This is a genomic window from Streptomyces sp. NPDC045678 (assembly GCF_056432085.1).
The window spans coordinates 35,739-62,610 of sequence record NZ_JBWKJS010000014.1 but is presented as its reverse complement, the minus strand read 5'-3'; the positions used below and the strand labels follow the sequence as shown (position 1 = coordinate 62,610).

Sequence of the window (26,872 nt, the reverse complement as noted above, 5' to 3'; positions counted from 1 at the left end):
GCCCTTTGTCACGAGTCTGAATTTGGCTCCGCGCACCCGTCAAGGATGTCCAGGAAGCCGCGCTCACCACCGCACGAGGAGTTCGTCGACGCCGTAATTGGGCGTCCAGGTGCGGAAGCGGATTTCTTCGGCCGGTACCGCGAGGGTCAGCTTGGGGAACCGGCGGAGGAGTGCCGATATCGCGATGCGGAGTTCCACGCGGGCGAGCACCGCGCCGATGCAGTGGTGGACGCCGTGGCCGAATGCCAGGTGCCCGGAATTGTCGCGGGTGATGTCGAGCGTGTCCTGCGCTGCGCCGTTCGCCGCGGCGCCGCCCGCCGGATCGCGGCTCACCGCGAGCAGGGAGCAGATCACGGACTCGCCCGCCCTGATCAGCTGTCCGCCGACGGTCACGTCCTCCAGGGCGGTGCGGGGTGTGGCGTTCTGTACCGACGAGACGTAGCGGATGAGTTCCTCCACGGCGGAGTCGAGCAGGTCGGTCCTCTCCTGGAACAAGGCGAGCTGGTCGGGATGTTCGAGGAGGGCCAGCGGGCCGAGGCCGAGCATGCCGCCGATGTCCTCGAGTCCCGAGCCCATGACGGCGGCGGCCATGCCGGTCAGCTCTTCGTCGGTGAGGTCGTCGCCGTGCCGCCGGATGAGCATGCCGAGCAGGTCGTCGCCCGGATCGCGGCGCTTCTGCCGGATGAGCCGGTGCATGTACGTCATGTACGCGTTCACGGCGGCCCGTTGGCGTTCGCGTTCCTCGCGGCTGGTGTGCCGGCCGAAGCCGGTGCCGGTCCTGCTGATGTTGAGGTTGCGGGCGATCTCGGCCGCGTCGTCGCGGGGCACTCCGAGCAGTGCGCAGCCGACCAGGCCGGGGATGGGCCAGGCGAAGTGCCGGACGAGGTCGGCGGGCCGGCCGGCGCCTTCCAGCGCGTCGAGGCAGTGCTCGACGATCTCCTCGATGAAGGGTTCCAGTCGGCGGATCCGACGCATCGTGAACTCGGGGGTGAGCATCCTGCGCAGCCGCGTGTGCTCGGGCGGGTCGTACTGGCGGAGGTTGCCGACCTCGATCTGCCGCTTCCCGCCGGTCCTGCCGTCGTCGGCCGGCAGCATGCTGAACCTGTCGTCGCCGAGGATGGCCCGCACCTCGTCGTAGCCGGTCGCGAGCCAGTGTCGGCTCGGGGCGCGCCCGCCGGTGTCGAGTTCGACGAGCGGGGTGCGCGCGCCGAGTTCGACGAGTTCCGGTACGGGTTCGATGCCGTCCCTGCGGGTGTGCGCGGACGTGCTCACTGCCTTCGACATTCAGGGGCCCTTTCGCCCTTTCCGCGTGACGGGGACAGCACCGCACCCTTTCCGTCCCCGCCCACGAAATCCGTAGCGATTCACGCTTCCTGACGCACCGCGTTCCGCTGTGCCAGGAATTCCGTTTCCGTCACTCCTTTCCGGTGCCGTCCGCGGGCCGGAGCTTGTCCGCGATGGCACCTCCGATCCGTGCCGAAGGCGCGGGTTGCAGCATCGTGTAGTGGCTCGCCGCGATGTCGTGGGACTCGATGTCACCGGCGATGTAGGGCCGCCAGCTCTCACCCGGAGCCGCCGCCGGGGTGTCCGCGGGCCGGTCCTCGGTCGCGACGAAGAGCAGCAGGTCGCCTCCGAAGCGGCGTGGTGTGTGCCGGGGGGTGAGCCGTCCCACGTTGTCGATGACCTGGCGCATGTTGGCGCGGAGTCCCTCGTCCATGTCCTGGCCGATGTTTTCGTCGGGCGGCAGCCCCAGGTCGCTCGCGCGGGGCGCGGTGGTGTCGTCCTGGCCGCCTTCGGGCTGGACGTTGCTGTACTGGGCCCCGCCGAACCCTTCGGGGTAGCCGTCGATCACCGCGAGGAGCTGGACCTGTTCGCCCTGTTCCTCCAGGTGCGTGGCGACGGCCTGGGCGATCAGGCCGCCGAGGGACCAGCCGAGCAGGTGGTAGGGCCCTTCGGGCTGGACGGTCCTGATCCGCTCCGCGTAGTCGGCCGCCATCTCCTCCATGCTCTGCGGCAGCGGTTCCGGTTCGGCGAGCCCGCGAGCCTGCACGCCGTACACGGGCCGGTCCTGCGGAAGGTGCCGCAGCAGTGCCGCGTAGGCCCAGCTCAGTCCCGTACCGGTGTGCATGCAGAACAGCGGCGGGAGGCCGCCCTTGGGCCGCAGCGGGAGGAGCATCTCCAGGTCGCCGTGGTCGCCGCCCGCACGGCGTCCGGCCGCGCGGGTTCCGCCGCGCCCCCTGCCGTGCAGGGTGAGCAGACCGTCGGCGCTCCGCCTGGCGCGTTCGCCGGTGTGCAGCATGCGTTCGCCTCCGGCCGCCGCGAAGGGGCAGGCGACGAAGCGTTCGCCGGTGAGTCCTGGCGCTTCCGCGTAGCCGCGGGCGAGGGACGATCCTGCGATGTAAAGGTCGCCGGTGCCGCCGGGCGGGACCGGGCGCAGGTAGTCGTCCAGGACGTAGGCGCGCGTGTTGGGCACGGGTGTGCCGGCGGGGGCCCGGTCGGGCAGGGGCTCACCCGGCCGTGTCCGGTGGTCGAGCCAGGGGCCTCCGGTCTCCGCCGCGCTGTGGGCGCTGACGAGGGTGGCCCGCGGGTGGGCGGCCGACCAGGCCCGGGTGTCGTCGACGGCCGGGGTGCTTCCGTGGTCGACCACGGTGACCTCGGCGAACGGCACCTCGTCGGCGGCCCGTTCGTCAGCGGTCCGTTCGTCGATGGTCCGTTCGTCTGCGGTCGGTTCGTCGGCGGCGGGCAGCAGGACCCGGGAGGTGACCAGGTGTTGCGCGCCTGGCGGCCCGGCGGCCGGTGCCGCGTCCTCGCCCGGTACGCCGAGCCGGACGCCGCTCCCCGCGCACAGGGCGGAGAGCATCGGTGTCAGGAGGGCGGCCACCGGGGCCCGTACGTCGAGGAACGTCACCCCGTGGTGCGTGGGGGCCGCGTGCTGGTGGTGCACGGCGTGGTCGACGAGCGTCCGGTGTTCGACGACGGCGCCCGCGACGGTTCCGTCGGCGCCGTCCGGCACCGGGGCGCCGAGGACCAGTGCCGCCTGCCGGGGCAGAGGGGCCGGCAGCGGTGGACCGGCTTCTGGGGAGGCGCCGTCGGTGGCGGCGTACCTCGGGTCGTCGAGGAGCACGACGGGCACGGTCACGCCGTCGCCGAGGAGCGGGGCCATGGCCGTCGCGCAGACGAGGGCGGCCGGTGTGACCTGCCGCAGGCACGACGCCACGTCCTCCATGGGCCGGTTCGGGTCGGCGATCAGGCAGGCGGCGCCGGACCTGAGCACCCCGAGGACCGCGACGACGAGGCCCGAGGCGGGCGGCAGGGCGAGGACCACCACGTCCTCCGCGCCGATGCCCCGGTCGGCCAGGCGCCGGGCCAGCCGCCCGGAGGCCGCGTCCAGAGCGCCGTGGGTGAGCAGCCCGTCGTGGTCCACGACGGCGACGGCCTCGGGGGCCAGCGCCGCCTGTTCGGCGAGCAGCTCGACGACCGTGCCGTCAGGGACCGGCGCCACGACGGCTTCGCGGGCCTCCAGGACCTGGCCGCGCTCGTCCTCGTCCAGGAGGAGTTCCACCTGGCTGAGCCGCAGTTCGGGGTCGTCCGCCACCTGCTGGAGGACGCGGGTCAGCCGCCGGGCGAGCGCGGACGCCGTGGAGCGGTCGAACAGCTCGGTGGCGTAGCGGAGCGCGCCGTCGGCTCCGTCCGGGCCGCTGTCGGAGCCGTGCCGCTCGGTGAGGGCGACGACCAGGTCGGGGTGGGCGGCCGGAGTACCCACCGGCAGACGTGTGGTGCGCAGCCCCGGCAGCTCCGGCGACTCCCACATCTCGGCGGAGTCGCTGAGGATCTCGAGGACCACCTGGAACAGGGGGTGCCGGTGCCCGGCGGGCAGCGCGAGGGCCTCGACGAGCCGTCCGAAGGGCACGTCCGGGTTCTGGACCGCTCGCTGGTACGCGTCCCGTGCGCGGCCGAGCAGTTCGCGGTACGTCGGGTCGCCGGACACGTCCGTACGCAGGACCAGCGGGTCGGCGAACGGGCCGACGACGCCGTCCAGGTCGCCCTCCTCGTCCCGGCGCGGCAGCACCGTGCCCAGGGTGAGGTCGGTGCCCGCGCCGAGCCCGGACAGGAGCAGCGCGAGGGCGGCCTGCACCACCATGAAGAAGGTGGCGCCGTCGGCCTCGGCGATCTCCGTGAGCCGGAGGTGCGTGGCGCTGTCGAGGCCCAGCGGCACCTCGTCGGCGCGGTGCGAAGGCAGCGCGGGCCGGGGCCTGTCGGCCGGCAGTTGCTGCTCGGGTTCGGCGTCCGCGAGGGCCTTCTTCCAGTGGGCGAACTGCTCGCCGATGAGGCTGTCGCGGTCCTCCTCGTCCCGCAGCATCTCCCGCTCCCAGAGGGCGTAGTCGGCGAACTGGAGCGGCAGCGGGGCCCGTTCGGGGGCACGGCCTTCCCTGCGGGCGCCGTACGCGGCCGCCAGATCGCGGACCAGGACGATCAGCGACGCGTCGTCGGTGGCGATGCGGTGCACGACGAGGAGCAGCACGTGCTCGGTCTCCGTGACCGCGAACAGGCGTGCCGTCCACGGTGTCTCGCGGGTGAGGTCGAACTCGTACCCCGCGTGGTCGGCGAGCAGCCGCGGCAGCTCCTCCTCGGTCGCGTTGGTCACGGGCAGGGCGGGCCGGGCGGCGTCGGCGTCGGAATCCAGGACGCACTGGCGCACGTCGTGGGCGCCGGCCGTGGCTTCCGCCCTGTCGGCGGGGTTGCCGGTGGCCGTGTCGGGGCTGCCGAGATCCGTGTCGGGTGCGACGAAGACCGTGCGCAGGATGTCGTGCCGCGCCGCGACGTCTCCGAGCGCAGCCGTCAGCGCCTCCCTGTCGAGCCTGCCGCCCAGCCTGAGGGCGATGGACGCCCGCTGGACCGCGGAGCCGGGATTGGCCGTGGCGAGTCGCCACGTCCTCAACTGCCCTGCGGTCAGGGGTATTTCCTCCGGACGGTCGACGGATCGCAGCTCCGGAAGCTCCTTGGACGTGAGCATCCGCGCCACACCGAGCGGGGTGGACTCGCCGAAGAACCGCCGCATGCTCAGCTCGCTGCCGAGCTCCTCACGGATCCGCGCGGCGAGGCGCATGGCCAGGCCCGAGTCGCCACCCAGGTCGAAGAAGTTGTTGTCGACGCCCACCCGTTCCAGGCCGAGGACCTCGGCGAACAGCGCGCACAGGGTCGCTTCGAGCTCGGTCTCCGGCTCGCGGCCCGAGATGCGCCCGGCGAAGTCGGGTCGGGGCAGAGCCGCGCGGTCGACCTTGCCGTTGCTCGTCAGTGGCAGTGTCTCCAGGACCACGACGGAGGCGGGCCGCATGTGGTCGGGCAGCGCCTGCGCCAGGTGGTCGTGCACGGACTGGATCTCCAGGTCCTTGGTCCCGGGCACGATGTAGCCGACGAGGCGTTTGTCGCCGGGCCGGTCCTCGCGGGCGATGACGGCGGCCTGCCGCACCTCGGGGTGTGCCGCAAGGACCGCCTCGACCTCGCCGGGCTCCACCCGGAACCCGCGCACCTTCACCTGCTCGTCCGCACGCCCGACGAACGACAACTGCCCGTCGGCCGCCCAACGCGCCAGGTCACCAGTGCGGTACATGCGTCCGCCGCCGCTGCCCACGGCGAACGGGCACGCCACGAACCGCTCGGCCGTCAGATCCGGCCGCCCCTCATACCCCCGGGCCACACCGGGCCCCGCGATGTACAGCTCCCCCGTCGCCCCGACCGGAACCGGGTGCAGGAAGCCGTCCAGGACGTACGTCCGTACGTTGTCCAGTGGGCGGCCGATCGCCGGGGGCCTGTCCTGCGACCTGATGTTCTCGTCGACGGGCCCCGCGGTGGCCATCACGGTGGCTTCGGTGGGGCCGTAGGTGTTCCAGACGCGCGCCTGAGTCGTCCACCGGCTCGCCAGGGCGGCGGTCATGAGTTCCGCGCCGAGGACCCAGTTGCCGACTCCGGGCACGGAGGCGGGGTCGAGCATGGTGAGCAGGGAGGGCACGACGCTGGCCGTGGTGACACCGGCCGACTCGATCATCGCCGCCAGCGTCGAGGGCTCGGCCCGCTCCTCCGAAGTGGCGATCGCGAGCGTGCCGCCACCGGACAGCGTCACCGCCACATCCAGCACCGCCGCGTCGAAACTGAACGACGCGAACTGCAACACCGTGACACCCGCATCCACACCCAGCACCGGACGCATCGCCACCGCCAGATTCGCCACGCCCCCGTGCGCAACCGCCACACCCTTCGGACGACCCGTCGAACCCGACGTATAGATCACATACGCCAGTTGACCGGGCGACAACCGCACATCAACGGGGCCCTCAAGGCACTCGGCGTCCTCCTCGTCCAGCAGCACCACCCGCGCACCGCCGACCGCCACCCCCGCCAGACTCTCCCCCGCACCCACCACCACACCGGCACCACTGTCGGCCACCACGAACGACAACCGATCGACCGGATACTCCGGATCCAACGGAACGAACGCACCACCCGCCTTCCACACCGCCAATTCCGCCACGACCATGTCCACCCCACGCGGCAGACACAGCCCCACACGGGATTCGGGACCAACCCCAAGCCCCACCAGACGCCGGGCCAGCCGACCCGCCCGCACCTCCAACTCCCCGTACGACAGCGCCTCAACCCCACACCGCACCGCCACCACATCGGGCGAGTTCTGCGCGTGTGCCGCGAACAGCTCGGGGACGAGGGTGTCCGGGTGGGACACGGCGGTGTCGTTCCACTCCTCCAGGACGCGTGTCCGGTCGGAGTCGTCGGAGAGCCGCAGCCTGGCGACGGGCGCCCCGGGGTCCGCGGCGATCTGCCGCAGCGCCCGCAGGAGCCGGTCCAGCAGTGCGTGGGCCGTCGGTTCGTCGAAGGCGTCCGGACGGTAGGTCAGGCGCATCCGCAGACCGTTGAGCGGGTCCACCACCAGACCGAGCGGGTAGTTGATCGACTCGCGCATGCCCGCCTCGGTGAGTTCCACGCCGACGGGTCCCGGTTCGCGGGTGCTCCCGTCGTCCTGTGCGGATGGGTCGGCCCCGGTGGGGAAGCTCTCGAACGCCATGAGCGTGTCGAACGTCGCTCCGCGGCCCGCCACGCGCTGGATGTCGCCGAGGCTCAGGTACTGGTGGTCCATCAGGGCGGACTGCCGGCTCTGGACGTCCGCGAGGACCTCGGCGACGGACCGCGCCGGGTCGAACCTCACCCGCACCGGGACGGTGTTGATGAACAGGCCGAGCATGTTCTCCATGCCGGGCAGGTCGGCCGGGCGGCCGGCCACGGAGGCGCCGAACACGACGTCCTGGCGGCCCGCGAGCTGCCCGACGACCAGGGCCCAGGCGGTCTGGACGACGGTGTTCAGCGTGACGCCCCGGGCGCGGGCCAGTTCGCCGAGCCTGCGGTCGAGTGCAGGCCCCGCCACGGCGAAGACCTCGCCGGACGCGGCGTCCGGGTCCGGCGCGGCGACCGCGCCCGGCGCCATCGGCACGACCTGCGTCGGCTCGTCCGCACCGGCCAGCTCCGCGCGCCACGCCTCCTGCGCCGCTTCCTTGTCCTGCTGCCCCAGCCAGGTCAGGTAGTCGCGGTACGGCGTCACCGGGGGCAGTCCCGCCGCGGTGCCACCGGCTTCGTAGCACGCCCACAGTTCGCGGCGCAGCACCGGCAACGACCAGCCGTCCAGCACGATGTGATGGAGCGTCACCATCATGCGGTAGCGGTCCGCGCCCGTCCTGGCCAGGAGCACCTTCACGAGCGGCGGCTTCGCCAGGTCGAAGCCCTTGGCGCGGTCCTCCCTGCCGAGCCGTTCGGACTCCTCCCACGCCGCGTCCTCGTCGAGCTCCGCGAGGTCCTCCTCGCGCCACGGCAGCGTCGCCCGGTCCGCGACGACCTGCACGGACTGCCCGGAGCCGGCCACCTGGCGGAATCCCACCCGCAGGCTGGCGTGCCGGTCGAGGAGTGCCTGCCAGGACGCGCGCAGGCGTGCCGCGTCGAGCGGTCCTTCCAGGCCCACGATCATCTGCTCGACGTACACGTCGGTGCTCTGCCGGTCGAACAGGGCGTGGAAGAGGAGGCCTTCCTGCAGCGGTGAGAGCGGCCAGATGTCGACCAGGTCCGGTGCGGCCGTCTCCAGCTTGTCGATCTGCGGCTGGTCGAGCGTGACGAGCGGGAAGTCGGAGGGGGTGTGGCCGCCCGCGGTGGGCTCGTCGACGTGTGCGGCCAGGCCGGTCAGCATGGCGGCCCAGGCCTCGACCAGGGTCCGGGCGGCCGTCTCGTCGAGCAGGCGGTGCGGCGCGTCGAGGCTGAGGGTGAGGCGGGGTCCGTCGGGGCCGTCGTGGACGACGCCCGCGAGCTCCAGCGGGTGCGCCACGGGGAACCGGCCGTCCGCGGGGCCTTCGTCGGCGCTCACCGGTATGTCGGCGGTGCCGTTCGCCGGTCCCGACGGGATGCGGCCGAGGTAGGTGAAGCCGATCCGGGCGGTGGGCAGGGCCGCGAGTGCGGCGGCGGTCTCCGGGTTGAGGTGGCGCAGCAGGCCGTGGCCGAGGCCGTCGCCTGGCACCGCGCGCACCTGTTCCTTGACGCGCTTCACGGCGATGCCCGCGTCGGGGCCGCCTTCCCGCAGGTCCTCGAAGTCGGGCTTTCCCACGTCGAGCCGCACAGGATGGGTGCCGGTGAACCAGCCGACCGTGCGCGAGAGGTCCATGTTCTCGGAGAGGTCGATCCGCCCGTGTCCTTCCACGTCCACGAGGAAGCCGCCCTCGGGCACGCCGCCGTCGACCCACTCCGCGACGGCCGCGGCGAGCCCGGTCAGGAGCACGTCGTCGACGCCCGCGTGAAACGCTTCCGGTACGCCGGTCAGGAGCGCGGACGTGACGGGGGCGGGGACGGTGACCGACACGCGCCGTACGGTGTCGGCGAGGTCGAGCGCCGGGTCCGGGGGAAGGGCGGTGAACTGCGGGTCGGGGCCCTGGAGCAGCCCCGTCCACGCGTCGAGCTCCGCCGTGCGTGCCGCGCTGGTCGCCTGGTCGGCGAGGGCGCGGGCCCAGTGCCTGAACGACGTGGGCACGGGTTCCGGTTCGGGTGTGCGGCCCGCCGCGGTCGCGGCGCACGCCTGCTCCAGGTCAGGCAGCAGGATCCGCCACGAGACGGCGTCCATGACGAGGTGGTCGACGACCAGGACGAGCCGCCCGGGACTGTCCGCACCCAGGTCGAGCCAGACCACCTGGAGCATCACACCGGTCCGCGGGTCGAGCCGCGCCACCGCGGCGCGGGTCTCCTCGGCGATGATCCGGGGCAGCTCGTCGGGGGCCGTGCCGGTCGCGTCGTAGCGGCGTACGAACGTCCCGGCGGGTACGGTGCCCGGCCCCGTCACCACGAGGCGCCGTTCCGGTTCCGTCTCGAGTCGCGCGCGCAGCACGTCGTGGTGGTCGACGACCGCCCGCACCGCGTCGGCCAGGCTCTCGGTGCCCAGGCCCGTCGGTGCCTCGACGACGGCGGTCTGGACGACCCGGCCCGCCGCCTCCGCGCCGACGCGGTCGAGCAGTTCGTGCATGACGGGGGTGAGCGGGACCTCTCCGGTGCCGGAGTCGCCGCCGTCCGTGGGCGTGGCCCGCGTGGGGACGGCGACCAGGGCGAGGGCTGCCGGGGTGCGGTGCTCGAAGACCTGGCGGGCGGTGACGGTGAGGCCCGCGCGGCGGGCGCCGGACACCAGCATCATCGACGAGATGGAGTCACCGCCGAGCGCGAAGAACGAGTCGTCGGCACAGGCCCGTTCGATGCCGAGCACTTCGGCGAACAGGTCGCACAGGGCGGTCTCGACAGGTGTGCGCGGGGCACGGCCGCCGCGCACGGCCAGCTCGGGGGCGGGCAGCGCGGAACGGTCGAGCTTCCCGTTGACGGTGAGGGGCAGGGCGTCGAGGACGACCGTCGTCGCCGGGACCATGTAGGAGGGGAGGCGGCCGGCGGCGAAGGCGCGCAGAGCCTCGGTGTCGAGGTCGCGCGGGGTTTCGGAGCCGGGTTCCGCGTCCCTGCTCGGCACCACGTACGCGACGAGGCGCTTGTCGCCGGGCAGGTCCTCGCGGGCGATCACCGCCGCCTCGCGCACGGACGCGTGCGCGGCGAGGACGGCCTCGACCTCGCCGGGTTCGACGCGGAAGCCACGCAGTTTCACCTGCTCGTCCGCGCGGCCCGCGAACGTCAGCCGGCCCTCCGCGGTCCAGCGGGCCAGGTCACCGGTGCGATACATGCGTCCGCCCGCGCCGAACGGGCACGCCACGAACCGTTCCGCCGTCAGATCGGACCGCCCCACGTAGCCGCGCGCCACGCCGGGCCCCGCGACGTACAGTTCGCCGCTGACGCCCGGCGGCACCGGGCGCAGGAAGCCGTCGAGGACGTAGGTCCGCATGTTGCCGAGCGGCCGCCCGATGGGCGGCGGGGCGTCCACGGGCTTGATGCCCTCGTCGACGAGGCCCACGGTCGCCATCACGGTGGCCTCGGTGGGTCCGTAGGTGTTCCACAGGCGGGCCCGGCCGGCCCAGCGGCTCGCGAGGTCGGCGGTCAGCCACTCGCCGCCGAGGACCCAGTTGCGTACGCCCGCGACCGTCTCCGGGTCCAGGGTGCGCAGCACGGACGGCACGACGCTGGCCGCTTCGACGCCGGTCGCGCGGATCATGCCCGCGAGCGCGTCGGGGTCCGTGCGCTCCTCGGCGGACGCGATGGCCAGGGTGCCGCCCGCCGCCAGGGTGACGGCCACGTCCAGGACCGCTCCGTCGAAGCTGAAGGAGGCGAACTGCAGCATCACGACGCCGTCGCGCAGGGCGAGCGCGGGCCGCATCGCCTCGGCCAGGTTCATGACGCCCCGGTGGGCGAGGGCGACGCCTTTGGGGCGACCCGTGGAGCCCGATGTGTAGATGACGTACGCGAGTTGCTCGGTGCCGACGGACAGACCCAGCGGCTCGCCGGGCTCCGCGGCGATCGTCCGCGCGGTCCGCGCCTCGTCAAGGACCACCACGCGGGCGGTGCTTCCGGGTACTTCGGCGCGGGTGGTCCCGGTGGCCAGGACGATGTCGGCGCCGCTGTCGGTGATCATGTAGTGCAGCCGGTCGGCCGGGTGGTCGGGGTCCAGCGGGACGAAGGCGCCGCCCGCCTTCCACACCGCGAGCTCCGCCACGATCATGTCGGTGCCGCGCGGCAGGCAGAGGCCCACGCGGCGTTCCGGGCCGACACCGAGTGCGGCCAGGTGGCGGGCGACCCGGTTCGCGCGCTCCTCCAGTTCGCCGTACGTCAGGGTGTCGTCGCCGCAGCGCACGGCGGGTGCGTCCGGTGCCCTGCGGGCCTGCGCCTCGAACGCCTCGACCACCGACCCGGTCGTCGGTGGACGCCGGGTCGCGTTCCACAGCTCGGTCACCGCGGACCGCTCCGCCGGTTCCAGTACGTCGATGTCGCCCACGCGCGCCGACGGGTCGGCCGTGACCTGTTCGATGACCCGCACGAACCGCTGGACGACGGCCACCGCGGCGGCACGGTCGAACAGGTCGGGCCGGTGGTCCAGTTTGAAGCGCATGCGGTCGCCGCCCGGGACGGCCACCAGGGTGAGCGGATAGTGCGAGGCGTCGCGGGACGCCTCCGCGGGCCTGATCGTCACGGCGTCGGGGCCGGGGGCGGGGCCGGCGGGCGGCAGCGGGTAGTTCTCGTACAGGACGAGGGTGTCGAAGACCGCGGCGGGCCCGGCGAGCTTCTGGACCTCGGCGAGCCCGACGTGCTGGTGGGCGATCAGGCCGGACTGGGCTTCCTGCAGCCGCGCGAGGAGCCCGGCGACGGGCTGCGCGCCGTCGAGGCGCACGCGCACCGGCAGCGTGTTGATGAACAGACCGATCATCGACTCGACGCCCGGCAGTTCGGCGGGACGGCCCGCGACGGTCGCGCCGAAGACGACGTCCGTGCGTCCGGCGAGGCGGGCGAGCACGAGAGCCCACGCGCCCTGCACCACGGTGTTGACCGTCAGCCCGTTGGAACGCGCCAACTCGCTCACGGAGCGTGTGAGTTCGGCCGGGAGCTCCATGTGCACCTGGTCGGGCAGCACCGGGGCACGGCCCGGGTCCTGCGGCGCGACGAGCGTCGGCCCGTCGGCCCCGGCCAGCTCGGCCCGCCAGGCGTCGCGCGCGGCTTCCTTGTCCTGGCGGCCGAGCCACGCCACGTACTCGCCGTACGGCGCCGCGCGTCCCAGCACGGAGGCGTCGCCGCCCGCCGCGTACACCTGGGACAGCTCGTTCAGGAGGACCGGCATCGACCAGCCGTCCATGAGGATGTGATGGAACGTCACGACGAGCCGGTGCCGCCGCTCGCCGAGACGCACGAGCAGGAGCCGCAGCAGCGGCGGCACGGCGAGGTCGAAGCGTTGCGCGCGTTCCCGCGCGGCGAGCCGGCCGATCTCGGCGAGCGCCTCGGGCTCCACGAGCGTGCTGACGTCCGCCTCGTGCCAGGGGAGCGTGATCTCGCGCGGGATCACCTGGACCATCCGGGCGCCGGTCACCGGGCGGAAGCAGGCGCGGAGCGCCGCGTGCCGGGCAAGCAGCGCCTCCCACGAGGTCCGCAGCCGAGCCGTGTGCACGGGCCCTTCGACGTCGAGGGTCGACTGCACGGTGTAGACGTCCGGGCCCTGGTCGTCGTAGGAGGCGTGGAAGAGCATCCCCTCCTGCAGCGGCGAGAGGGGCCACACGTCCTCGACGAGGGATCGGGGTCGGGTCGTCATCGCTCTGTCTCCTCACAGCGCCTGGGCCTGTCGGCCACGGCTTCTATGGCATCTATGGCTTCTCGCCTGCGAATCCGGCTTCAAGCTCCTCGATCTGCTGCTGTGCGAGGTCGAGGAGGCGGAAGTCGGACGGGGTGTGTCCGCCTGCCGTGGGGTCGGCGGTGTGGTCCGCGAGTCCGGCCATCATGTCCAGCCAGGCCCTGCCGAGCCGTTCCGCTTCGGCTTCCTCCAGTAGCCGGCTCGCCCAGCTCAGAGTGATCGTCAGTACGGGTCCTTCGGCGGTGTCCCGGACCACGGCGCCGGCGTCCAGTGCGTGGGTGGCGGGCATGTCCGGGTCGACCGAGCCGCCGATCGCCGTGTCGCCGGCCATCTCCCACGGGCCGGGCGGGCCCGCGGCGCGGCCTCCGCCTGCGGCGAACCGGCCCAGGTAGTTGAAGCCGATCTGTGCCGTCGGCGCGGCCTCGAACTCTGCGCGTGTCGCGGAGTTGAGGTGGCGCAGCAGTTCGTGGCCGAGTCCGTCGCCGGGCACCGCCCGCGCCTGCTCCTTGACGGCCTTCACCAACGTACCGGCAGCCCTGCCACCGGCCCTAGCGCCGTCCAGGTCGACGCCGGTCACGTCGAGGCGGACCGGCCGCACGCTGGTGAACCATCCCACCGTCCGCAACAGGTCGACGCCGTCGAGCGGTTGGCGTCCGTGGCCCTCGATGTCGACCAGGAGTCCGGACGCGGTGCCGGGCAGTGAGCGCGCGACCGCCCCGGCGAGGGCGGCGAGCAGCACGTCGTCGACACCGCAGTGGAAGGCGGCGGGCGTGCGGCCCACGAGCGTGGCGGCATGCTCGGGCGGCACGGTCCAGGAGCGGTGGCGCAGGGTGCGTACGGTGTCGGTGCCGGGGTCCACCTCGCGCGCGGCCAGCCGCTGTTGCTGCTTGCCGAGGAGAGCCAGCCACTCCTCGGCCTCGGCGACGCGTTGCGCGTCGACGGCTTGTGCGGCCAGCAGCTCCGCCCAGCGCCGGAACGAGGTTCCGACGGCTTCGAGGTGGGGCGTCCGTCCCACGGCAGCGGCTTCGCACGCCGCCCGCAGGTCGGGTACGAGGACGCGCCACGACACGCCGTCGACGACGAGGTGGTGCACCACGAGGACGAGGCGTCCGGTGCGCTCGGGCCCTGCGTCGACCCATACGGCGCGGGCCAGGATCCCGGCGGCGGGGTCGAGTTGCCGTGCCGCCTCCTGGGCCGCTTGGGCGGCGGTGTCGTCGAGTGAGGAGGGGGCGGGGGTCGTGGGGTCGCCGTGCGAGGTGGAGTCCGTCGCGTCGACGCGTGGGACGAGGGTCGTCGCGTCGACGCGTGAGACGAGGGCCGTCGCGTCGACCGAGCCCCGCTCGCCGACGATGAGCCTGGGCTGACCGGGCACCGTGCGTGCGCGCAGCATGTCGTGGGTGTCGAGGACGGCGGCGAGGCCCGTGGCCAGGGTGTCGAGGCCCAGGTCGGCCGGGGCGCCGACGACCACCCATTGCGCGAAGCCGGGGCTCGTGGCCCGTTCGCCCAGCGCGTGCATCACGGGGGTCCAGGGCACCTCGCCGACGCCGATGTCGTCGGGTGCCGTCTCCGGTTCGGCGGTCTCCGCGACCTGCGCGAGACGTTCCGGGGTCTTCTCCTCGAACACCTGCCGCGAGGTCAGCAGCAGCCCGGCCGTGCGCGCCCGCGAGGCGAGCTGCATCGACATGATCGAGTCGCCGCCCAGCTCGAAGAAGCTGTCGCCTACACCGACCCGGTCCAGACCGAGCACCTCGGCGAACAGGTCGCACAGGGCCCGCTCGGTCGCCGTGCGCGGGGCGCGTTCCGTGACCCGTTCGGCGAAGTCGGGCGCCGGCAGGGCGGCCCGGTCCACCTTCCCGTTGGGGGTCAGCGGCAGCCGCTCCAGCGGGACGAACGCCGCCGGGACCATGTACTCCGGCAGCCGGTCGCGTACGTACGCGGTGAGACCCGGGGGTTCCGGGGCGCCGGGTGACGCGTCGCCGGCGGCGGCTTCGGTGACGCCCGTTGAGCTGGTGGTGCCGACGGCGCTAGTGCTGCCGGTGGCGCTAGTGACGACGACGTAGGCAATCAGACGGTGCGCGTCCTCCGCACGGTCGCGGCGCGCCACGACCACCGCCTGCGCCACGTCCGGGTGCGCGGCGAGCACGGTCTCGATCTCACCCGGCTCGATGCGATGTCCCCGGATCTTGATCTGGTCGTCGGCGCGTCCGGCGAAGACCAGTTCGCCGTCGTCGGTCCACCGGGCCACGTCGCCGGTGCGGTACATGCGCTCCCCCGCCCCGAACGGGCAGGCCACGAAGCGGTGGGCGGACAGTCCTGGGCGTGCCAGGTACCCGCGGGCGAGCCCCGCCCCGGCCACGTACAGCTCACCGGTGACACCGGGTGGCACGGGCAGCAGGAAGTCGTCCAGGACAAAGACCTGCGTGTTCGCCATCGGACGACCCAGCGGGACGATGTCGCGTCCCGGGGTGAGCGGCTCGCTCATCGCGGCGCAGACCGTCGTCTCGGTCGGCCCGTACGCGTTGATCATGCGCCGCCCGGCCGACCACCGGTCGGCCAGGCCCGGCGGGCAGGCCTCGCCGGCCACCACGAGGGTTTCGAGGGTGTCCGGCAGCGTGTCCTCGGCCGCCAGGACGCTCGGCGGCACGGTCACGTGGGTCGTGCGCGACGCGCGCAGGGCGGCGTCCAGCGACACCCTGGGCGGGAGTTCGTCCTCCGGGGCGAGGGCCAGCGTGCCGCCCGAGAGCAGCGCCATGCACAGCTCGGAGACGGCCGCGTCGAAGCTGAGGGACGCGAACTGCAGGACGCGCGAGTCGGCCCGCACGCCGAAGCGGTCGATCTGGGCCCGCGCGAGGTTCTGCAGCCCCGCGTGGGTGACGACGACGCCCTTCGGGGTGCCGGTGGAACCGGAGGTGTAGATGACGTACGCCGCATGCGCAGCCGACAACACACCACGCCGCTCCCCCGCCCCCAAAGGCCCCGGCGCACACCTGCCGATCTCCCCCGCCACCACCGGGTCATCCACCACCACAACCCGACCCGCAAACCCCTCAGGCACCACACCCCGCGACCCCACCGAGCACACCACCACCGACGCACCCACATCACCCAGCACAAACCCCACCCGCTCCGCCGGATAACCCGCATCCACCGGAACGAACACACCCCCCGCCAACGACACCCCCAACAACGCCACCACCCACGACACGGACCGCTCACCCACCACAGCCACCCGCACCTCAGGCCCCACACCCAACCCCACCAAAAACCGAGCCAAACAACCCGCCTCAGCCCCCAACACCCCATACGTCACCCGCCGCTCACCGGACACCAACGCCACCGCACCCGGCGACACCCCCACCTGCCGACCGAACAACTCGGGAAGCGGTGCCCCAGCGGCCGTGGCCCCCGTGGCGTTCCACTCGCGCACGACCGTCTCGCGCACGGCGGCGTCGGCCACGTCCACCTGCCCGACGGGAGCCTGCGGGTCGGCGACCAGTTGCTCGAGGATCCGTATGAGTGACGCGATCATCCGCTCGGCGCGGGCGCGGTCGCATACGTCCGGGCGGTGGACGAAGTCACCCTGCATGGGCGTGCCCGGCGACACGACGAAGGTGAGCGGGTAGTGGCCCATGTCCTGTGGCGCACCCGCGGGACGGATGGTGAGGGAGGTGGGCGCGGCGTCTCCGGCGGGCGGGTGAGGGTAGTTCTCGTAGACCACGAGCGTGTCGAACTCCGCTCCGGGCCCGGCGAGTCGGCGGATCTCCGACAGCCCCATGTGCTGATGGGCCATCAGTGCCACCTGTCGCTCCTGGAGTTCCGCCAGCATCTCGGCCACGGGCTGTCGCGCGTCGAGTCGTACGCGCACCGGCAACGTGTTGATGAAGAGGCCTATCGCCGACTCCGCGCCCGGCAGATCGGTGGGCCGCCCCGCCACGGTCGCGCCGAACACCACGTCGGCGCGGTCGGCTAGGCGGGCGAGCAGCAGGGCCCAGGCGCCCTGCACCAGCGTGTTCACCGTCAGGCCGCGGTCGCGGGCCAGCTCTGCGACATCCCGCGACAGGTCCTCGGGGAACGCGAACCGGACCCGCTCGGGTACGACCGGCACGCGCACCGAGTCCGCCGGGACGACGAGCGTCGGCTCGTCCAGCCCGTCGAGCTCCGCGCGCCATGCCTGCCGTGCCAGGTCGCCGTCCTGCCGGCCGAGCCAGGCGAGGTACTCGCGGTAGGACGTCGCTGCCGGGAGGTCCCGTTCGTCGCCGCCCGTGGCCAGCGCCTCGTACACGGCGGTCAGGTCACCGATGAGGACGGGCAGGGACCAGCCGTCCATGATGAGGTGGTGGCTGGTGATGATCAGGTGGTGCCGGTCCTCGGCGAGCCCGATCAGGAGCAGCCGCATCAGCGGCGGCTTGGTGACGTCGATCCGCCGCTCCCGCTCGCGTTCGGCGAGACGCTCGGTCTCGGTGCGCGCGTCGGCGGGATCCAGGTGGGACAAGTCCACGTGGCACCACGGGAGTTCGACGTCGCTGCCCACGATCTGTACCGCCTCGCCCGAGGTGAGGCGGTGGAAGCTCGCGCGGAGGGTCGGGTGCCGGCGCAGCAGCGCCTGCCAGGCCGCGCGCAGCCGGGTGGCGTCCAGCGGGCCTTCCAACTCCAGGGCACGCTGGCCTTCGTAGACGTCGGGGCCGCTCTCGTCGTACGTGGCGTGGAAGAGCATTCCTTCCTGGAGCGGTGACAGGGGCCATACGTCGGCCGGGGCCGGCACCGCGATCTCCAGTTCCTCCACCGCGGCCTGCGTCAGGGCGGTGCCGAGGAGAGGGAAGTCGGCCGGGGTGTGGCCGCCCGCGGTGGCGTCGGCGACGGTGTGCCCGGCGAGGCCGCCCAGCATGGCCGCCCAGGTGCTGCCGAGCCGCTCGGCGTCGGCTGCCCGCACCAGTTCGCCCGCCCAGCTCAGGGTGAGGGTCAGCTCCGGTCCGTGGGGGGTGTCGTGGACGGTGGCGTTCGCTTCGAGGGTGTGGTGGAGGGGCATGTCCGGGGGGACGGTGCCGCCGATGGCGGTGTCGCCCGTCGGCTGCCAGGCGAGGGCGGGATCGGAGCTGCGCGCGGCTGTCGCGAACCGGCCCATGTAGTTGAAGCCGATCTCGGGCACGGGCCGGGCACGCAGGACGTGCGCGGATTGCGGGTTGAGGTGGCGCAGCAGCTCGTAGCCGAGCCCGTCACCGCCCGGGACCGCGCGCAGCTGCTCCTTGACCGCCTTCAGGAGTGTGCCCGCCGCCCGGCCGCCTTCCAGGACTTGCGCGAGGTCGACCCCGGACGTATTCGTCCGCACCGGGTGCGCGCTGGTGAACCAGCCCACCGTGCGCGACAGATCCACACCGCCGTCACCGAGCGGCTCACGCCCATGCCCCTCCACATCGAGCAGGAGCCCCGAGGCCGCCTCCGGCCGCCAGTGCGCAACCGCCCCGGTCAGAGCGGCCAGTAGGACGTCGTCGACACCGCAGTGGAAAGCAGCAGGCGTCTTACCGAGCAGCACCTCAGCCCGCTCCGGTGGAACCACCCAGGAACTGCGGCGCAGGGTACGGGCGGTGTCGACGGCCGGGTCCAACGCTCGTTGCGTCAACGGCTGTACGTCGTCGCCGAGCAGGGCAAGCCAGTCCTTGAGCTCCGCGACCCGGTGCTCGCCGGTGGCCTCCGCGGTCAGCAGGTCGGCCCAGCGGCGGAACGACGTGCCCACCGGATCCAGCTCCGGTACACGCCCCTCGGCCGCCGCCTCGCAAGCGGCCCGCAGATCCGGGACCAGGACACGCCACGACACCCCGTCGACCACCAAGTGGTGGACGACGAGGACGAGTTGGCCGGGGCTTTCGGGTCCGGCGTCCGCCCACACGGCCCGCACCATCTCACCGCGCGCCGGATCGAGCCGACCGGCGGCCTCGCGAGCCACCTCACCCACATCGACGGAACCCCCCGACACGTCCACGCGCTCGATCAGACTCCCGGCGTCCACCGACCCCGGCTCCTCGACCATCAGCGTCCGCTCGCCCGGAACGGTACGGGCCCGCAGCATGTCGTGCCCGTCGAGCACCGCGCCCAGGCCGGCCGCCAGAACGTCCTGCCGCAGCCCCGTCGGCGTACCCAGCACCACCCACTGCGCGAATTGCGCGCTCGTGACGCGTTCGCCCAACGTCCGCATGACCGGTGTCCACGGCACCCGTCCGGTACCGACATCGGCGACCGGCGCGGCCTCGGGCCCTGCCGTCTCCGCGACCAGCGCCAGCCGTTCCGCGGTCTTCTCCTCGAACACCTGGCGCGGTGTGAGGATCACGCCCGCCTGACGTGCACGGGAAGCCAGCTGCATGGAGCTGATGGAGTCTCCGCCCAGCGTAAAGAACCCGTCGTCGACGCCGACCCGCTCCAGCCCCAGCACCTCGGCAAACAGCGCGCACAGAACACGCTCCGTCTCCGTACGCGGCTCACGGCCCCCGGCACGCGCGGCGAAGTCCGGAGCCGGCAGCGCAGCCCGGTCCACCTTCCCGTTCACCGTCAACGGAAGCTCATCCAGGACGACGATGGCTGTCGGCACCATGTAGTCCGGCAGCGCTCCGGCCGCATACGCCCGCAGCGATTCGGCGTCCATCTCGCGCCCGTCGCCGTCCGGCACGACATAGCCGATGAGGCGCTTCTCGCCGCCCGGCACGTCCTGCCGGGCCACCACCACCGCCTGACCGACCCCCTCGCGCCCGGCAAGCACCGACTCCACCTCGCCCAGCTCCACCCGGAACCCACGGACCTTCACCTGCTCGTCCGCCCGCCCCACGAACAGCAACTCACCGCCGGACGTCCACCGCACCAGGTCACCCGTGCGATACATCCGCCGCCCGACACCACCACCGAACGGACACGCCACAAATCGCCCGGCCGACAACCCCGGCCGCCGCAGGTACCCGCGCGCCAGACCGGGCCCCATGACGTACAGCTCGCCCACGGTTTCCGGCCCGACCGGTTTCAGGAAGTCGTCGAGCACGTACGTGCGGGTGTTGATCAGCGGGCGGCCGACCGGCACGGGGCCGTCCTCCTGCGCCTGCTCCTGCCCTTGGCCCACTCCCTGTCCCTGTCGCTGTCCGGGGCGCAGCGGCTCGCTCATGGCCGCGCAGACGGTCACCTCCGTGGGGCCGTAGGCGTTGACGAGGCGACGGTCCGACCATCGCCGCGCCAGGCTCGGCGGGCACTCCTCGCCCGCAACCACCAGCGTCTTCACGGTGTCCGGCAGTGCGTCCACGGTTCCCAGGACGGACGGCGGCACCGTCATGTGCGTGATGCCGAACTCGGCGGTGAGCTCTGTCAGCGAGCCGTGCGGCGGCAGCCGGTCCTCGTCGGCCACGACGAGGGCCGCGCCGGAGAGCAGGGCCATGCACATTTCGGAGATGGCGGCGTCGAAGCTCCAGGAGGCCAGTTGCAGGACGCGTGAGTCCGGGCGTACGGCGAAGCGTTCGATCTGGCCGGTGGCGAGGTTGCCGATGCCGCCGTGCGTGACGACGACACCCTTGGGCGTGCCCGTCGATCCTGACGTATAGATGACGTAGGCGGGGTCCGACACGTGGCAGACGGCGGGCGTGGAGCCGAGCCCGGCCGACCGGGGCGGACGCACGTGGAGCGAGGAAACCCCGGTGGGGGCCGGCTCGGGGGCGTCGTAGACCCAGCGCCCCGCCCCCGCGGGAGTCTCCGGGACCACCGGCTCCGTCGCGGTCGTGCACACCACGAGCGCGGGGTCCGCGTCGGCGAGAACGTGCGCGATCCGCTCGGCCGGGTAGGCCGGGTCGACCGGCACGAACGCCGCTCCGGCCCGCACCACGCCCAGCAGCACCGCGACCACGTCCACGGATCGTTCCATGACCACGCCGACCAGGTCGCCCCTGCCCACCCCGCGTGCCGACAGGCCGTGTGCCACGCGGTCGGCGGCCCGGCCGAGTTCCGCGTACGTCCACCGCCGGTCCGCCCCGATCACGGCCGGCGCGTCGGGGGTGCGGCGCGCCTGCGCGTCGAACAGGTCCCCCAGCGTCCCGGCCGCGACGGGCCGGTCCGTGTCGTTCCACCGCTCCACGACCGCGGTGCGCTCCGCCGTTCCCAGTACGTCGATGTCGCCGACCGGCAGCATCGGCTCGGCCGCGATCTGTTCGAGGACGCGCGTCAGCTGCCGTCCCACCTGGAGGGCGCGCTGTCCGTCGAAGGCGTCGGGCCGGTACGTCACGCGGACCTCGATGCGGTCGTCGGGGACGACACCGATGGCCAGGGGGTAGTGGGTGCCCGCCCGGCTGCTGAGCTGGGTGAGCGTGACCGGGGCGACGGCACCGGAGAGGCGGGCGGTGTTCCGCGGGTAGTTCTCGACCATCAGCATCGTGTCGAAGACGGCGCCGGGTCCGCCGAGCGCCTGGATCTCGGCGAGTCCCGTGTGCTGATGGGTCATCAAGGCCGTCTGGCGGGCTTGTAGTTGCGTGAGGAGGGTCAGGACGGTTTCTCGCGCGTCGAGCCGTACGCGCACCGGCAAGGTGTTGATGAACAGCCCGATCATCGACTCGACGCCGGGAATCTCGGGGGGCCGCCCCGCCACGGTCGTGCCGAACACGACGTCCGTGCGCCGGGCGAGCCGGGCGAGGACCAGCGCCCAGGCTCCCTGGACGAAGGTGTTGACGGTCAGCCCGTGCGAGCGGGCCAGCGCGGTGAGGGCGCGCGTGGCCCTGCCGGACAGGCGCACGGAGCGTTCCTCGGACAGGACGAGGCCACCGGGCAGGTCGGCCGGCGCCACGAGGGTCGGCTCGTCGGTCCCGGCCAGCTCCGCCCGCCAGGCGTCCCGCGCGGCCTCCTTGCCCTGCCGGTGCAGCCATGCGAGGTAGTCCCCGTACGAGGCAGGCCCGGCCGGTGCGGGGGCGGCGCCGTCCGCCGCGTAGATCGCCGAGACCTCGTTGAGCATGAGGGGCGTCGACCAGCCGTCGGCCACGATGTGGTGGCTTGTGACGACGAGCCGGTGCTGTTCCGTGCCGATGCGGATGAGAACGAGCCGCAGGAGCGGGGCGGTCGTCAGGTCGAGGCGTTCCGCCGCCTCGTTCTCGGCGAGGCGGTCGGCCGCGGTGAGCGCCTCGTCCCCATCGAGGTGCGTCAAGTCGACCTCGGTCCACGGCAGTTGTACTCCCCTGGCCACGACCTGCACGGCTTCACCGGAGATCAGGCGGTGGAACCCGGCACGCAGCGCGTCGTGCCTCGCGACCAGCGTCTCCCAGGCCGCCCGTAGCCGCCGGGCGTCCAGCGGGCCGTCCACGGCGAGCACGCGTTGGCTCTGATAGGCGTCCGGCCCCTGCGCGTCGTAGGTGGCGTGGAAGAGCATTCCTTCCTGGAGCGGTGACAGCGGCCATATGTCGGCCGGCTCCCGCACCGCCGCCTCCACCCTGTCGACGTCGCCCTGCGTGAGTGCGGCGGCGCCGAGCAGCGGGAAGTCGGAGGGGGTGTGCCCGCCCGCGTCGGGGTCGTCCGTCGTATGGGCGGCCAGACCGCCCAGCATGGCGGACCAGATGCCGCCTAGCCGCTCGGCCTCGTCCTGCGCCACTACGCCGTCGGGCCAGCTCAACCGCAGCTCCAGCTCCGGTCCGTGGGGGGTGTCGTGGACGGTGGCGTTCGCTTCGAGGGCATGGTGGAGGGGCATGTCCGGGGGGACGGTGCCGCCGATGGCGGTGCCGCCGGTCAGCTGCCAGGCGAGGGCGGGGCCGGAGCTGCGTGCGGCTGTCGCGAACCGGCCCATGTAGTTGAAGCCGATCTCGGGCGCGGGCCGGGCACGCAGGACGTGCGCGGATTGCGGGTTGAGGTGGCGCAGCAGCTCGTAGCCGAGCCCGTCACCGCCCGGGATCGCACGCAGCTGCTCCTTGACCGCCTTCAGGAGTGTGCCCGCCGCCCGGCCGCCTTCCAGGACTTGCGCGAGGTCGACCCCGGACGTACTCGTCCGCACCGGATGCGCGCTGGTGAACCAGCCCACCGTGCGCGACAGATCCACACCACCGTCACCGACCGGCTCACGCCCATGCCCCTCCACATCGAGCAGGAGCCCCGAGGCCGCCTCCGGCCGCCAGTGCGCAACCGCCCCGGTCAGAGCGGCCAGAAGGACGTCGTCGACACCGCAGTGGAAAGCAGCAGGCGTCTTGCCGAGCAGCACCTCAGCCCGCTCCGGCGGAACCACCCAGGACTGCTGCCGCAAGGTGGCCACTGTGTCGATGTTCGGGTCCAACTTGCGCTCAGCGAGGGGATGTTGTGCTGTTCCGAGCAGGCCAAGCCAGCCGTCGAGTTCCGCGACCCGCTCCTCCCCGACGGCCTCCGTGGCCAGCAACTCGGCCCAGCGGCGGAACGACGTATCCACCGGATCCAGCTCCGGTACACGCCCCTCGGCCACCGCCTCGCACGCCGCCCGCAGATCCGGCACCAGCACCCGCCACGACACCCCGTCGACCACCAAGTGATGCACGATGAGCGCGAGTTGTCCGGTCCGGTCCGGCCCGGCGTCCGCCCACACTGCCCGCACCATCTCACCGCGCGCCGGATCGAGCCGACCGGCGGCCTCGCGGGCCACCTCACCCACATCGACGGAACCCCCCGACACGTCCACGCGCTCGATCAGACTCCCGGCGTCCACCGACCCCGGCTCCTCGACGATCAGCTGCGACTCGCCCGGCACCGCCCGCGCCCGCAACATGTCGTGCCGGTCCAGCAGCGCACCCAAACCGGCCGCCAGGACCTCCGGACGCAGCCCCGTCGGCGTACCCAGCACCACCCACTGCGCGAACCCCGGCCGCGCGGCCCGCTCCCCCGACGCCCGCATGACCGGCGTCCACGGCACCACTCCGGTACCGACATCGGCGACCGGCGCGACCTCACTCCCCACCGCCTCCGCGACCAGCGCCAGCCGCTCCACGGTCTTCTCCTCGAACACCTGCCGGGGCGTGACCACGAGCCCGGCGCGGCGCGCACGGGAAGCCAGCTGCATGGAGCTGATGGAGTCACCGCCCAGTGCGAAGAACCCGTCCTCGACACCGACCCGCTCCAGCCCCAGCACCTCGGCGAACACCGCGCACAGCACCCGCTCGACGTCGGTACGCGGTTCACGGCCGGTAACCCGCCCGGCGAAGTCCGGAGCCGGCAGCGCAGCCCGGTCCACCTTCCCGTTCACCGTCAACGGCAACGCGTCCACCACCACGATCGCCGCCGGGACCATGTACTCCGGCAACCGTCCCGCCACGTACGCCCGCAGCGCCTCGGCTTCCACCTCACACTCGTCGCTGTCCGGCACGACGTAACCGATCAGCCGCTTCTCGCCGCCCGGCACGTCCTGCCGGGCCACCACCACCGCCTGACCGACCCCCTCGCGCCCGGCAAGCACCGACTCCACCTCGCCCAGCTCCACCCGGTAACCGCGCACCTTCACCTGCTCGTCCGCCCGCCCCACGAACACCAGCTCACCGCCGGACGTCCACCGCACCAGGTCACCCGTGCGATACATCCGCCGCCCCACCCCGCCACCGAACGGACACGCCACAAATCGCCCGGCCGACAACCCCGGCCGCCCCGAATAGCCGCGTGCCAGACCGGATCCGGCGAGGTAAAGCTCGCCCGTCGTTCCGGGCGGGACGGGGCGGAGGAAGGCGTCCAGGACGTAGGCGTGGCGGTTGGGCAGCGGACGGCCTATCGGCAGGGTGTCGCCCATCGGCGCACCCGGTGCCAGGAGGTGTGTGGTCGCGCAGAGGGTGACCTCCGTCGGCCCGTACAAATGCCGCACCGCCACCCCAGGACAGGCCGCACGCACCCGCGCCACCGCACCCGCCGGCACCACATCCCCACCCGTCAACACCTCACACAAACCCGCAAAACACTCCGGCGCCTCCTCCGCCAGCACCCGGAACATCCCCGCCGTCACATGCACCACCGACACACCACCACCAACAGCCGCCCGGACACCCCCCGCATCCACCACACCCCGGCCCGCGACCACCACCCGGCCACCCACCACCAACGGCACCCACACCTCGAACAACGACACATCAAACGCATGCGGCGCATGCATCAGCACCGCATCGCCCACACCCACCGACCAACCCGAACCCCCCACCAACCCCGCCACCGCACCGTGCGGCACCACCACACCCTTCGGCACCCCCGACGAACCCGACGTATACATCACATACGCCACGTCCTCCCCACCCACCCACACCCCAGACCCATCGGCACGACACGCGGCGATGACCGAGGCGGTCTCCGGGACGTCGATCACCACGCGTCGGCCACCCCCCGCCCGCTCCGGGACGAACCCGCTCGTGCGCCGAGTGCACACCACCGCCGTGGGCGCCGAGTCGGCCAGCAGGAAAGCCACCCGCTCCACCGGATACTCCACATCCACCGGAACGAACGCCGCCCCCGCCCGCCACACCCCGAGCAACGCCACAACCAGATCGGCCGAACGTTCCATCGCCACCGCGACGCGGTCTCCGCGCTTCACTCCGACACGCGTCAGGTGCTGGGCCAGACGGGCGGATGCGGCACTCACCTCTGCGTAGGTCAGGGTCTGTTCGCCGTCCGTCACGGCCACCGCGTCAGGTGTGCGCCGCTCCTGTCGGGATATCAGCTCGGGCACCGTTGCGGCCGTCACCGGCCGCCGGGTCGCGTTCCACTCCTCGACGACCAGTGACCGTTCTGCCTCTCCGGCCACGTCGACACGGCCCACCGGCACCGACGGATCCGCCACGACCTGTTCGAGGACCCGCGTCAGCCGGTCGACGACCGACCGGGCGTCCGCGCGGTCGTAGAGGTCGGGGCGGTGGTCGAGCTTGAAGCCCATGCGGTCGCCCTCGGGGGCGACGACCAGCGTCAGCGGATAGTGCGCCGCTTCCTCGCCGCCCAGGAAGCGGATGGCGAAGGTGTCGGGCGCGGGCTCCCGCTCCGGGGGCCGCGGGTAGTTCTCGTACACGATGATCGTGTCGAAGACCGATCCGGGACCGGCGAGCCGCTGGATGTCGGGCAGTCCGAGGTGCTGGTGGGCCATGAGTCCGGCCTGGCGCCGCTGAAGGGCGGTGAGCATCTCCGACACGGGTTGCGCGCCGTCGAGACGTACACGGACCGGGAGCGTGTTGATGAACAGGCCGATCATCGACTCCACGCCCGGAAGTTCGGCCGGGCGACCCGCCGCCGTCGCGCCGAACACGACGTCCGTGCGTCCGGCGAGGCGGGCCAGGACCAGCGCCCACGCGCCCTGGATCACGGTGTTGACCGTGACCCCGAGTTTGCGGGCCACCTGCGCGAGGCCGGCGGTCAGCTCCTCGGAGACGTAGGTGATCAGACTCTCCGGGGTCACGGGGGTCCGGCCCGGGTCGGCCGGTGCCACGAGCGTCGGCTCGTCGGCCCCGGCGAGCTCCGCCCGCCAGGCTGCCCGCGCGGCCTCCTTGTCCTGGCGGTTCAGCCAGGCCAGGTACTCCCGGTAGGACGTCACGCGGGGCAGGCCGCGAGTACGGCCGCCCTCCGCGTACACGGGCGGCAGTTCGTTGAAGAGCACCGCCATGGACCAGCCGTCCATGACGACGTGGTGACTGGTGACGACGAGGCGGTGCCGTTCGTCGCCGAGCCGGACGAGGAGCAGCCGCAGCAGGGGGGCGACCGCCGGGTCGAAACGCCGGGAACGTTCACCCGCGGCCAGCCGGTCGGTCTCGGCGAGAGCGTCGTGCTCCGCGAGACCGGAGAGGTCCACCAGCCGCCAGGGCAGTTCCGCCTCGCGCGCGATGACCTGCACGGCCTCGCCGGACTTGCGGCCACGGAAGCTCGCCCGCAGCGCGCCGTGCCTGGCCAGCAGCGCTTCCCATGTCCTGCGCAGCCGGTCCACGTCCACGGGGCCGACCAGCTCCAGCGTCCGCTGCCCCTGGTAGACGTCCGGTCCCCGGTCGTCGAAGGCGGCGTGGAACAGGAGCCCTTCCTGCAACGGCGACAGCGGCCAGACGTCCTCGACTACGGAGCGGGTCATCGTCTCTGTCTCCTCACAGCGGCAACGGCGAGATG

At 72.9% G+C, this 26,872-nt stretch carries 3 protein-coding genes; all 3 read right to left on the bottom strand.

Annotated features, from left to right (window positions below):
- Window positions 1-63 precede the first annotated feature (63 nt).
- The 3 genes from AC07DO_RS37215 to AC07DO_RS37205 all read right to left on the bottom strand — a co-directional run bounded on the left by AC07DO_RS37215 (window position 64) and on the right by AC07DO_RS37205 (window position 26,837).
- Entirely contained in the window at window positions 64-1,284 is a 1,221-nt protein-coding gene (locus AC07DO_RS37215; protein ID WP_479066472.1) for a cytochrome P450, read from the bottom strand.
- 130 nt (window positions 1,285-1,414) lie between these two features.
- Window positions 1,415-12,760 carry an amino acid adenylation domain-containing protein gene (locus AC07DO_RS37210; RefSeq protein ID WP_479066470.1) on the bottom strand — a complete coding sequence of 3,782 codons (11,346 nt, stop codon included), beginning with the start codon at window positions 12,758-12,760 and terminating at the stop codon, window positions 1,415-1,417.
- Between the two features lie 52 nt (window positions 12,761-12,812).
- The gene (locus tag AC07DO_RS37205) at window positions 12,813-26,837 is read right to left on the bottom strand and encodes an amino acid adenylation domain-containing protein (RefSeq protein WP_479066468.1); all 14,025 of its coding nucleotides are present in this window, start codon (window positions 26,835-26,837) and stop codon (window positions 12,813-12,815) included.
- Window positions 26,838-26,872 lie beyond the last annotated feature (35 nt).